General features: G+C 65.9%; 10 protein-coding genes. All 10 read left to right on the forward strand.

Annotated features, from left to right (window positions below; genetic code table 11):
• A partial coding sequence (locus WAQ08_RS08165) for a DNA gyrase C-terminal beta-propeller domain-containing protein (protein ID WP_422190784.1) occupies positions 1-2,004 on the forward strand: 2,004 nt, incomplete at its 5' end.
• Positions 2,005-2,072: 68 nt separating this feature from the next.
• On the forward strand, positions 2,073-2,675 hold the full coding sequence (locus WAQ08_RS08170; protein ID WP_422190786.1) for a hypothetical protein: 603 nt from the start codon (positions 2,073-2,075) through the stop codon (positions 2,673-2,675).
• A 26-nt stretch (positions 2,676-2,701) separates the two neighbouring features.
• Entirely contained in the window at positions 2,702-3,823 is a 1,122-nt protein-coding gene (serC, locus tag WAQ08_RS08175; RefSeq protein ID WP_422190788.1) for a 3-phosphoserine/phosphohydroxythreonine transaminase, read from the forward strand.
• Positions 3,816-4,955, forward strand: a complete 1,140-nt coding sequence (gene pheA, locus WAQ08_RS08180; protein ID WP_422190790.1) for a prephenate dehydratase — start codon at positions 3,816-3,818, stop codon at positions 4,953-4,955. The genes serC and pheA overlap by 8 nt, the downstream gene beginning before the upstream one ends.
• An 18-nt stretch (positions 4,956-4,973) precedes the next feature.
• A complete protein-coding gene (locus WAQ08_RS08185; RefSeq protein WP_422190792.1) occupies positions 4,974-5,885 on the forward strand; it encodes a prephenate dehydrogenase in 912 nt (303 codons plus the stop codon).
• A gap of 71 nt (positions 5,886-5,956) precedes the next feature.
• Positions 5,957-8,005, forward strand: coding sequence for a bifunctional 3-phosphoshikimate 1-carboxyvinyltransferase/cytidylate kinase (locus tag WAQ08_RS08190; RefSeq protein WP_422190794.1), 2,049 nt, complete (start codon positions 5,957-5,959; stop codon positions 8,003-8,005).
• A gap of 205 nt (positions 8,006-8,210) precedes the next feature.
• A complete protein-coding gene (gene rpsA, locus WAQ08_RS08195; protein ID WP_422190796.1) occupies positions 8,211-9,896 on the forward strand; it encodes a 30S ribosomal protein S1 in 1,686 nt (561 codons plus the stop codon).
• 170 nt (positions 9,897-10,066) lie between these two features.
• On the forward strand, positions 10,067-10,411 hold the full coding sequence (locus tag WAQ08_RS08200; RefSeq protein WP_422190798.1) for an integration host factor subunit beta: 345 nt from the start codon (positions 10,067-10,069) through the stop codon (positions 10,409-10,411).
• Positions 10,412-10,459: 48 nt separating this feature from the next.
• Positions 10,460-10,810 (forward strand): LapA family protein, encoded by a 351-nt coding sequence (locus WAQ08_RS08205; RefSeq protein ID WP_422190800.1) that lies wholly within the window; start codon positions 10,460-10,462, stop codon positions 10,808-10,810.
• A gap of 30 nt (positions 10,811-10,840) precedes the next feature.
• On the forward strand, positions 10,841-11,444 hold a 604-nt coding region (locus tag WAQ08_RS08210; protein ID WP_422190802.1), incomplete at its 3' end, for a tetratricopeptide repeat protein.

The following is an 11,444-nucleotide window of genomic DNA, read 5'->3' on the forward strand; positions in this document are numbered from 1 at the left end:
GACTTCCCCACCGCCGGCATCATCTACGGCCTGAGCGGTGTGCGCGAGGGCTACCGCACCGGCCGTGGCCGCGTGGTCATGCGCGCCCGCGTGCACTTCGAAGACATCGGCAAGGGCGACCGCCAGGCGATCATCGTCGACGAGATCCCCTACCAGGTAAACAAGAAGAACCTGCTCGAGCGCATCGCCGAGCTGGTCAACGAGAAGAAGATCGAAGGCATCAGCCACATCCAGGACGAATCCGACAAGTCCGGCATGCGGGTGGTGATCGAGCTCAAGCGCGGCGAAGTGCCCGAGGTGGTGCTCAACAACCTGTACAAGCAGACGCAGCTGCAGGACACCTTCGGCATCAACATGGTGGCGCTGATCGACGGTCAGCCCAAGCTGTGCAACCTGCGTGACCTGGTGATCGTGTTCCTGGAGCACCGCCGCGAGGTGGTGACCCGCCGCACGGTGTTCGAGCTGCGCAAGGCGCGCGAGCGCGGCCACGTGCTGGAAGGCCTGGCCGTGGCGCTGGCCAACATCGACGAGTTCATCGAAACCATCAAGACCTCGCCCACGCCGCCGGTCGCCAAGACGGCGCTGATGAGCAAGAGCTGGGATTCGTCGATGGTGCGCGAGATGCTGGCCCGGGTCGACGGCGACGCGCAGCAGTACCGCCCCGAGAGCCTGCCGCTGAACTTCGGCCTGCAGCCCGATGGCCTGTACCGCCTGTCTGACGCACAAGCCAGCGAAATCCTGCAGATGCGCCTGCAACGCCTGACCGGGCTGGAGCAGGACAAGATCATCGGCGAATACCGCGATGTGATGGCCGAGATCGCCGACCTGCTGGACATCCTGTCCAAGCCGGAGCGCGTGTCCGCCATCATCGGCGAAGAGCTGGCCGCCATCCGCCAGGAGTTCGGCCAGACCAAGCTGGGCGCGCGCCGCTCGACCATCGAGCACAACGCGCAAGAACTCGGCACCGAAGACCTGATCACACCCACCGACATGGTGGTCACGATCAGCCACACGGGCTACATCAAGAGCCAGCCGCTCAGCGAGTACCGCGCCCAGAAGCGCGGCGGACGCGGCAAGCAGGCCACGGCGACGAAGGAAGACGACTGGATCGACCAGCTCTTCATCGCCAACACGCACGACTACATCCTGTGCTTCAGCAACCGGGGCCGCGTCTACTGGATCAAGGTCTGGGAAGTGCCGCAGGGCTCGCGCAACTCGCGCGGCAAGCCCATGGTCAACATGTTCCCGCTGGAGAAGGAAGAGAAGATCAACGTGGTGCTGCCGCTCACCGGCGAGTTCCGCAGCTTCCCCGAAGATCACTACGTGTTCATGGCCACGCGCCTGGGCACCGTCAAGAAGACGCCGCTCACCGACTTCAGCAACCCGCGCAAGGCCGGCATCATCGCCGTGGGCCTCGATGACGGCGACTACCTGGTCGGCGCCGCGCTGACCGACGGCAAGCACGACGTGATGCTGTTCTCTGATGGCGGCAAGGCCGTGCGCTTCGACGAAGAAGACGTGCGCCCGATGGGCCGCAGCGCCCGCGGCGTGCGCGGCATGATGCTGGAAGAGACGCAGAGCGTGATCGCCATGCTCGTGGCCGAAGACGAGACGCAAAGCGTGCTGACCGCCACCGAGAACGGCTACGGCAAGCGCACCAGCATCGTCGAGTACACCCGCCACGGCCGTGGCACCAAGGGCATGATCGCCATCCAGCAATCCGAGCGCAACGGCAAGGTGGTCGCGGCCACCCTGGTGCGTCCGGCCGACGAGATCATGCTGATCACCGACAAGGGCGTGCTGGTGCGCACCCGCGTGTCGGAGATCCGCGAGTTGGGCCGCGCCACGCAGGGCGTGACCCTGATCGCGCTGGATGAAGGCGCCAAGCTGATCGGCCTGCAGCGCATCGTCGAGAACGACGCCAATGCCGACGAGATCGCCGATGACGGCCCTGTCACCGACACGCCTGATACTTCCGCCGACAATGGTGGAACCGAAGACTGAGACCTGAACACCAAGCAACCAGATGCCCGTCGCGGACGGGCACTTTTTTCACAAGACAAGGACTCCTTATGAAGCTGACGAAAACTGTGTGGGCGACCGCGGTGGCCTCGACCCTGCTGGTGGCCTCGCTGAGCGCACATGCCCAGAGCAAGAAAGAACTGGTTCAAAAGCTGATCGACATGCAGCAATCCTCGCTGGAAAACACCGCGCGCGGATTGACCGAGAACCCCGCTCGCCAGCTGGTCGCAGCGGCCCAGCAGGTGATCGTGCAGGGCGTGCCCGAAGACAAGCGCGAAGCCACCGCCAAGCAGGTCGACGCCGAGATCAAGAAGTACCTGGACGCGGCCAACCCCATCGTGCGCGCCAGCACCATCAAGCAGAGCCAGGCCTCCGTGGCCCCGCTGCTGGAAGAGAAGTTCACGGATGACGAGCTCAAGCAACTGGTCACCATGCTGGATTCGCACGTGCTCAAGAAGTACCAGGGCCTGCTGCCCGAGATGAGCAAGGCCCTGGTCGACAAGGTCGTGGCCGATGCCCGCCCGCAGGTGGACCCCAAGCTGCAGGCCGCGCAGACCAACATCCGCACGATCCTGGACAAGGCCACCGGCGGCAAGCTGAGCCAGCAACAGCCTCAGCAGCAACCCGCTGCCGCCAAGCCCAAGGCCAAGTAAGTGAGGGTGTGAGGGTGGTTCCAGGCATGACGACGCGTCCCTTCAATTTCTCGGCCGGCCCGGCCGTCCTGCCCGAGGAGGTGTTGGCCCAGGCCGCCGCCGAGATGCTCGACTGGCAGGGCTCGGGCATGAGCGTGATGGAGATGAGCCACCGTGGCAAGGAGTTCATCTCCATCGCCACGAAGGCCGAGGCCGATCTGCGCGACATCCTGGCCATCCCGGCCAACTACAAGGTGCTCTTCATGCAGGGCGGGGCCATCGCTGAGAACGCGATCCTGCCCCTGAACCTGTCGCGCGGCGGCCGTGCGGATTACGTGGTCACGGGTTCGTGGTCCATCAAATCGCAGAAGGAAGCCCGCAAGTACTGCGATGTGAGCGTGATCGCCAGCAACGAGGCCGACAGGCACACCACGGTGCCCGCCCCGGCCTCCTGGAAGCTCAGCGACCAGGCAGCCTACGTGCACATCTGCAGCAACGAGACCATCAACGGCCTCGAGTTCCACGAACTGCCCGACCTCAAGGCCATGGGTAGCGATGCCCCGCTGGTGATCGACTGCTCCTCGCACATCGCCTCGCGCCCGATCGACTGGTCGCGCGTGGGTGTGGCCTACGGTGGCGCGCAGAAGAACATCGGCCCGGCCGGCCTGACCCTGGTCATCATCCGTGAAGACCTGCTGGGCCATGCCCTGCCGGCCACCCCCACCGCCTTCGACTACAAGGTGGTGGCCGACAACGAATCCATGTACAACACACCGCCCACCTACGCCATCTACATGGCGGGGCTGGTGTTCCAGTGGATCAAGCAGCAGCGTGAAACCACGGCACAGGGCGATCTGGTTGGCCTGGCCGCCATCGAGGCCCGCAACGTGGCCAAGGCCCGCCTGCTGTACGACTGTTTCGACGCGTCCGGCTTCTACGCCACCAAGGTGGTGCCGGCGGCGCGCTCGCGCATGAACGTGCCCTTCTTTTTGCCCAGCGACAGCCTGAACGATGCCTTCCTGGCCGGTGCCAAGGAACGGGGTTTGCTTCAACTCAAGGGGCACAAGAGCGTGGGCGGCATGCGCGCTTCGATCTACAACGCCATGCCGCTGGCCGGGGTGCAGACCCTGGTCGATTACCTCAACGATTTCGCGCGGCGCCATGGCTGATTCTTCCGATTCGAACGCTGCTCACCACGTGCCCGACGGGCGCCCGGTGGACGAGCAACTGGCCGACCTGCGCGTACGCATCGACAGCGTGGACCGCCAGTTGCTGTCCCTGTTGAACCAGCGTGCCCAACTGGCCCAGGCCGTGGGCGAGGTCAAGAAGATCGACGGCTCGCCCGTGTTCCGCCCGGACCGCGAGATCCAGGTGATCGACAAGCTCAAGGCTGCCAACCCTGGCCCGCTCAAGGCCGACAGCCTGGGTCCCATCTGGCGCGAGGTGATGTCCGCCTGCCGCGCCCTGGAATCGCGCCAGCGCGTGGCCTTCCTGGGCCCGGCCGGCACCTTCAGCGAGCAGGCCACGATCGGGCATTTCGGCTCGTCCATTGAGCTGCTGCCCTGCCCCAGCATCGACGAGGTGTTCCGCGCCACGGTGGCCGGCTCGGCCGATTTCGGCGTGGTGCCCGTTGAAAACTCCACCGAAGGCGTGGTGGCCCGCTCGCTCGACCTGCTGCTGCAATCGCCTCTGGTGATCACCAGCGAGACCAGCCTGCTGATCACGCACAACCTGCTGCGCAAGGAGCTGTCGCGCGAGGGCATCACCACCGTGGTGGCGCACCCCCAGGCCCTGGCCCAGTGCCACGGCTGGCTCAGCCAGAACATGCCCGATGCCGAGCGCCGCCCCGTGTCAAGCAACGCCGAAGGCGCCCGCCTGGCTGCGCTGGACCCGAGCCTGGCGGCGTTGGCCAGCGAGCGCGCCGCTTCGCAATACGGTCTGCACGTGGTGCAGGCCGCCGTGCAGGACGAGGCCCACAACCGCACGCTGTTCGCGGTGCTCACGCACCCGGATCGCCACACGCAGTCCGCGCCCACGGGCAACGACCGCACCAGCCTGATCGTGTCGGTGGACAACCGCCCCGGCGCCGTCCATGACCTGCTGGCCCCCTTCAAGGCGCACGGCGTGTCGATGACACGCTTCGAATCGCGCCCTGCCCGCTCGGGGCAATGGGAATACGTGTTCTTCGTCGATCTGTCGGGCCACCTGCAGGAGCCGGCCGTGGCGAAAGCGGTCGAAGAACTGCGTGGCATCTGCAGCTTCGTGAAGGTGCTGGGCTCGTTCCCGGTGGACAAGGATTGAGGAAGTAGGCCGATCGGTATGTTCAATCAACTCGGTCTGATCGGATGCGGCCTGATGGGCGGCTCCTTCGCTCTGGCCTTGAAAAAGGCCGGCCTGGTGCGCCGCGTGGTGGGCTACAGCAAGTCGCCCTCCACGGTCGAGAAGGCGCGCCGTCTGGGCGTGATCGATGTGGCCGCCGAATCGGCGCTGCTGGCCGTCTCGGGCTCGGACATCGTCATCATCGCCGTGCCGGTGGCCGCCACCGAGAGCACTTTCCGCGCCATCCGCCACCTGGTGGATCCGGGCGTGCTGTTCATGGACGTGGGCAGCACCAAGCGCGACGTGGTCGACGCGGCCCGCCGCGTGCTCAAAGAGCGCTTGCCTTCCTTCGTGCCCGCCCACCCCATCGCCGGGCGTGAAGTGGCGGGCATCGAGCACGCCGACGCGCAGCTTTATCAAGGCCGCAAGGTCATCCTGACACCGCTGCAGCAGACCGACCCGGTGCTGGTGCAAAAAGCCACTGATGTGTGGGCCGCCATCGGCTGCCAGGTGCTCAAGATGACGCCGGAGAACCACGACACGGCCTTCGCGGCGGTGAGCCACCTGCCGCATCTGGTGGCCTTCGCCTACATCAACGCGATGCAGCAGCAGCCTTCGGGCCGCGAGTTCCTGTCGCTGGCCGGCCCCGGTTTCCGCGATTTCACGCGCATCGCCGCGAGCGAGCCCACGGTGTGGCGCGACATCCTGCTGTCCAACCGCGAAGAGATCCTGAAGCAATCAGAGGCTTTCCGCGCCGCATTAGACGCCATGGAACGCAGCATGCGAGACTGGGACGGCGAGACGCTGTCGCAGCAGATCCAGTCTGCGGCCGAGTCGCGCAGCCAGTGGACGCTCAGCACACACACACCGCCCAGCGGGTCATCGTCTGGTGGGGGCAAGCCCTCGCGCTGATCCAGCAGCCAGACTACAGACACAGGCCCCTGACGCGATGTTCCGGGGCCTTCATTTTTCCGACCGCCGCCATGTACACGACCGCCTTCCTCGACCTGCCGCCCCTGCTCCAAGCCGAGGGCGCAGTGCGCCTGCCCGGCTCCAAGAGCATCTCCAACCGCGTGCTGCTGCTGGCCGGCCTGAGCGAAGGCACCACCCGCGTGCACGATCTGCTGGCCTCTGACGACACCCGCGTGATGCTGGACGCCCTGCGCACGCTGGGCTGCGACATCCGCCCCGAGGGCGAGGTTCTGGAGATCACAGGCCTGGGTGGCAAGCTGGGCGTGCCCGAGGCGCAGCTCTTTCTGGGCAATGCCGGCACCGCGATGCGCCCGCTCACGGCCGCACTGGCCCTGCTGTCGGCCACGCAGGGCGGCGTGTTCGAGCTGAGCGGCGTGCCGCGCATGCACGAGCGCCCCATCGGCGACCTGATCGATGCACTGCGCCCCCTGGGCTGCACCATCGAGTGCCTGGGCCAGGAGGGCTACCCGCCCCTGCGCCTGAACGGCGGCACCTTGAAGCTCGATGCCCCCATCAAGGTGCGCGGCGATGTGTCCAGCCAGTTCCTGACCGCGCTGCTGCTGGCCCTGCCGCTGGTCTCGCAGAACCAGGCCCTGACCATCGAGGTCGAAGGCGAGCTGATCTCCAAGCCCTACATCGAGATCACGCTGAACCTGCTGGCCCGCTTCGGCATCCAGGTGCAACGCCAGGGCTGGGAGCGCTTCATCATCCCGCAGGGCAGCCGCTACCAGTCACCCGGCGAGATCCACATCGAGGCCGATGCCTCGTCCGCCTCCTACTTCATCGCCGTGGGCGCCATCGCCGGCATCGACCAACCGGTACGCGTCGAAGGCGTGGGGCTCGATTCCATCCAGGGCGACATCCGCTTCGTCGAGGCCGCGCGCGCCATGGGTGCGCAGATCGACGGCGGCCCGAACTGGCTGGAGATCCAGCGCGGGGCATGGCCTTTGAAGGCCGTGTCCATGGACTGCAACCACATCCCCGACGCGGCCATGACGCTGGCGGTGATGGCGCTGTACGCCGATGGCACCACGCGCCTGAGCAACATCGCCAGCTGGCGCGTGAAGGAAACCGACCGCATCGCCGCCATGGCCACCGAGTTGCGCAAGCTGGGTGCCGTGGTCACCGAGGGCGAGGATTTCATCGAGGTGACGCCGCCCGCCCCCGGCTGCTGGACGCACGGCAGCATCCACACCTACGACGACCACCGCATGGCCATGTGCTTCTCGCTGGCCGCCTTCCACCCGCTGTCGCCCACGATTGGCGCCGGGCAGACGGTGTCGGTGCGCATTGAAGACCCGCGCTGCGTCGGCAAGACCTTCCCGGATTATTTCGAGACGCTTTTCCAAGTGGCGAAAACCGAGCCCCGGCTGATCCCCGTCATCACCATCGATGGCCCCACTGCCTCGGGCAAGGGCACCCTGGCCAGCGCCCTGGCCACCCGCCTGGGCTACCAGTTCCTGGATTCCGGCGCGCTGTACCGCGTGACCGCCCTGCTGGCCCTGCGCCGCGGCGTACCGGCCGACCACGAACCCGCCCTGGTAGGCCTGGCCAAGCAGTTGGGCGAAGACATCCCCCTGCGTTTCTCAGGGCATCAGGTCTGGCTGGACGGCCAGGAGGTCAGCGACGACCTGCGCCAGGAGGAAGTCGGCCAGACGGCCTCCAAGATCTCCGCCCTGCCCGGCGTGCGCCAGGCCCTGGTACGCCAGCAACTGGCCTTCCGCAAGTTGCCCGGCCTGGTGGCCGACGGCCGCGACATGGGCACCGTGATCTTCCCGAATGCGGGCCTCAAGGTGTTTTTGACGGCCACCGTGGCACAGCGGGCGGAACGCCGGTATAACCAATTGATTTCAAAAGGGATTTCTGTTACCCTTGACGAGATCTGCGCAGACCTAGAGGCGCGCGACCAGCGGGACAAGAACCGCGCGGTCGCCCCGATGGTGGCTGCGCACGATGCCCGTTTGCTCGACAACTCGGCATTGACCATCGACCAGTCGGTGGACACGGTGTTGGGTTGGTGGACAGACGGGTGGCCCCATGTGGTCGCGCCTCAGGCGTGATCAGGCAAGGCCAAATCAGGGCGTGACCTGTAAATCACGCACAGGGCGTGATGTGCCCTCCCCGCCGCCCGGCGGTGAGGCGAGGTTTGATCCTCGGCACGGCAGCAAAGCCAGGCCGCACATCGCTTCTTCAACTTAACCGCTTGTTCCGTTGCCTGTCGGTCCAAGCGTTACCGCCGGCCCCAAAGCTGGCACAGGAAATCTCATGTCTGAATCTTTTGCCGCCCTATTCGAAGAGTCGTTGCAGCGCGCCAATATGCGCACTGGCGAAGTCATCACCGCCGAGGTGGTGGCCGTTGACCACAACTTCGTGGTTGTCAACGCCGGCCTGAAGTCCGAGGCCTACGTGCCCATCGACGAGTTCCGCAACGACCAGGGCGAGGTCGAAGTCCAAGTGGGTGACTTCGTCTCGGTGGCCGTGGACGCCATCGAAAACGGTTACGGCGACACCATCCTGTCGCGCGACAAGGCCAAGCGCCTGGCCTCGTGGCTGTCGCTGGAAACCGCCCTGGAATCGGGCGATTTCGTGACCGGCACGGTCAACGGCAAGGTCAAGGGCGGTCTGACCGTCCTGGTCAACGGCATCCGCGCCTTCCTGCCTGGTTCGCTGCTCGATACGCGCCCTGTCAAGGACATGTCGCCGTTCGAAGGCAAGACCATGGAGTTCAAGGTCATCAAGCTGGACCGCAAGCGCAACAACGTCGTGCTGTCGCGTCGTGCCGTGGTCGAAGCCTCGATGGGCGAAGAGCGTGCCAAGCTGATGGAAACGCTGCGCGAAGGCGCGATCGTCCATGGCGTGGTCAAGAACATCACCGAATACGGCGCCTTCGTGGACCTGGGTGGTATCGACGGCCTGCTGCACATCACCGACATGGCATGGCGCCGCGTGCGTCACCCTTCGGAAGTGGTGACGGTTGGCCAAGAGCTGTCGGCCAAGGTCCTGAAGTTCGACGCCGAGAAGAACCGCGTCTCGCTGGGTCTGAAGCAGATGGGCGACGACCCCTGGGTTGGCGTGTCGCGCCGTTACCCCTCGGGCACCCGCCTGTTCGGCAAGGTCACCAACATCGCTGACTACGGTGCGTTCGTCGAGATCGAACCGGGCATCGAAGGCCTGGTGCACGTCTCCGAAATGGACTGGACCAACAAGAACGTGGCGCCCAACAAGATCGTCAACCTGGGCGACGAAGTGGAAGTCATGGTCCTGGAGATCGACGAAGACAAGCGTCGCATCTCGCTGGGCATGAAGCAGTGCAAGCCGAACCCCTGGGACGACTTCTCGCAGAACTTCAACCGTGGCGACCGCGTCAAGGGCCCCATCAAGTCGATCACCGACTTCGGCGTGTTCGTGGGCCTGGCTGCCGGCATCGACGGCCTGGTGCACCTGTCCGACCTGTCGTGGAACGAGCCGGGCGAATCCGCCGTTCGCAACTACAAGAAGGGCCAGGAAGTCGAAGCGATCGTGCTGGCCATCGACGTGGAACGCGAGCGCATCTCCCTGGGCATCAAGCAGCTGGATTCCGACCCCTTCACCAACTTCACGACCCTGAACGATCGCGGTGCCACCGTGACCGGCGTGGTTGCCACGGTTGATGCCAAGGGCGCTGAAATCAAGCTGGCCGATGACATCCTGGGCTACCTGCGCGCTTCCGAAATCAGCCGCGACCGCGTCGAAGACGCTCGCAACGTGCTGAAGGAAGGCGACGAAGTCACGGCCATCGTGATCAACGTGGACCGCAAGACCCGCAACATCCAGCTGTCGATCAAGGCCAAGGACAACGCAGAGCAACAAGAAGCCCTGCAATCCCTGCGCGCCGACACGACCAAGGAAGGCTCCGGCACCACCAGCCTGGGCGCCCTGCTCAAGGCCAAGCTGGACCAGAACAACGGCTGATCCTCAGCTGTTGACCGCCGGCAGGCCTTCGGGCTTGCCGGCAGCTCCCAGAGACCGTTCCGGCTCAAGCCCGCTACCCAGCGGGTTCTGGCCGGCTCGCCCTGGGGGCTGTGATGAGGCCTCCCGCGTGGCCTCATCACAGCCCCTGAATCAGTTGTGTTTCATCACCCATGACCCGATCCGACCTGGTGGCCAAGCTGGCCGAGCGCTTCGGCCAGCTCACGCAACGCGACGCCGAATTCGCCGTCAAGACCATTCTGGACGCCATGTCGGAGGCGCTGGCCAAGGGGCACCGCATCGAACTGCGCGGCTTCGGCAGCTTCTCGATCAACCGCCGCCCGCCCCGCATGGGCCGCAACCCCCGCTCCGGCGAGCAGGTGCTGATCCCCGAAAAGCTCGTGCCCCACTTCAAGCCGGGCAAGGCGCTTCGTGAAGCCGTCGACACCGATGTTCCCGAAACGCAACCCTCTGCTGCCGAGGCCGGCGCGATGGTGGACAATCAGCCTCAGCGCTGAGCAAAACCCCACCATCCCCAACTGAGCCAAGACGAGGGATCGACATCCATGCGTGCACTGACCTGGCTGTGGCGTGCCTTCCTGTTCTTCGTGCTGTTCGCTTTCGCCCTGAAGAACCAGCACGTGGTCGACGTGCGCGGCTTCTTCGGCTACAGCTGGCAGGCGCCCATGGTGTTCGTGATGCTGGGCGTGTTCGGCCTGGGTTGCGCCGCTGGCGTGGTGGCCATGGTGCCCAGTTGGTGGCGCCACCGGCGTGATGCCCGCAAGCGCCTGCACCTGATCGCCGAGCAGGCCCCGGCCGCCGAAGACACCCCCGCTGCCCCCGACACGAGCGGCGCACTGCCCTCGCAGCTGCCCCACCCGCCCGACATGCCGGCGCCGCGCAAGCAGGGCCGCTGACCTTTTTACCGCCCACCCGCGGTCACCACGATGGACTTCGATCTGCAATGGCTGCTGCTGGCCCTGCCCGGCGCCTTCCTGCTGGGCTGGTTGGCCTCGCGTCTCGATCTGCGCCAGATGCGCCGCGAAGAGAGCGCCACGCCCCAGGCCTACTTCAAGGGCCTGAACCTGCTGCTCAATGAACAGCAGGACAAGGCCATCGACGCCTTCATCGAGGCGGTGCAGCACGACCCGGACACCTCCGACCTGCACTTCGCTCTGGGCAACCTGTTCCGCCGCCGTGGCGAGTACGAGCGCGCTATTCGCGTGCACCAGCACCTGCTGGCCCGCGCCGACCTCAAGCGCGAAGAGCGCGAGAAGGCCCAGCACGCCCTGGCCCAGGATTTCATGAAGGCCGGCCTGTTCGACCGTGCCGAAGAAGCCTTCAAGGCCCTGGAAGGCACGGCATTCGGCACCGATGCGCGCCTGTCGCTGCTGACACTGTACGAACGCTCGCGCGACTGGCACCCCGCCATCGAGGTGGCCCGCCAGTTGGAGGCCGCCGGCACCGGCTCGTTCGCGCCGCGCATGGCCCACCACTGGTGCGAGATCGCGCTGGAGGCCGATGCGCGCGGCCGCACCGACGAGGCCGACC

This window comes from Aquabacterium sp., assembly GCF_049274795.1.
In the GTDB taxonomy this organism is placed as follows: domain Bacteria; phylum Pseudomonadota; class Gammaproteobacteria; order Burkholderiales; family Burkholderiaceae_C; genus Aquabacterium.

Coding starts and splice junctions, on each gene's coding strand:
- WAQ08_RS08170 (WP_422190786.1), top strand. CDS start 2,073: ATGAAGCTGACGAAAACTGTGTGGGCGACCGCGGTGGCCTCGACCCTG.
- serC (WP_422190788.1), top strand. CDS start 2,702: ATGACGACGCGTCCCTTCAATTTCTCGGCCGGCCCGGCCGTCCTGCCC.
- pheA (WP_422190790.1), top strand. CDS start 3,816: ATGGCTGATTCTTCCGATTCGAACGCTGCTCACCACGTGCCCGACGGG.
- WAQ08_RS08185 (WP_422190792.1), top strand. CDS start 4,974: ATGTTCAATCAACTCGGTCTGATCGGATGCGGCCTGATGGGCGGCTCC.
- WAQ08_RS08190 (WP_422190794.1), top strand. CDS start 5,957: ATGTACACGACCGCCTTCCTCGACCTGCCGCCCCTGCTCCAAGCCGAG.
- rpsA (WP_422190796.1), top strand. CDS start 8,211: ATGTCTGAATCTTTTGCCGCCCTATTCGAAGAGTCGTTGCAGCGCGCC.
- WAQ08_RS08200 (WP_422190798.1), top strand. CDS start 10,067: ATGACCCGATCCGACCTGGTGGCCAAGCTGGCCGAGCGCTTCGGCCAG.
- WAQ08_RS08205 (WP_422190800.1), top strand. CDS start 10,460: ATGCGTGCACTGACCTGGCTGTGGCGTGCCTTCCTGTTCTTCGTGCTG.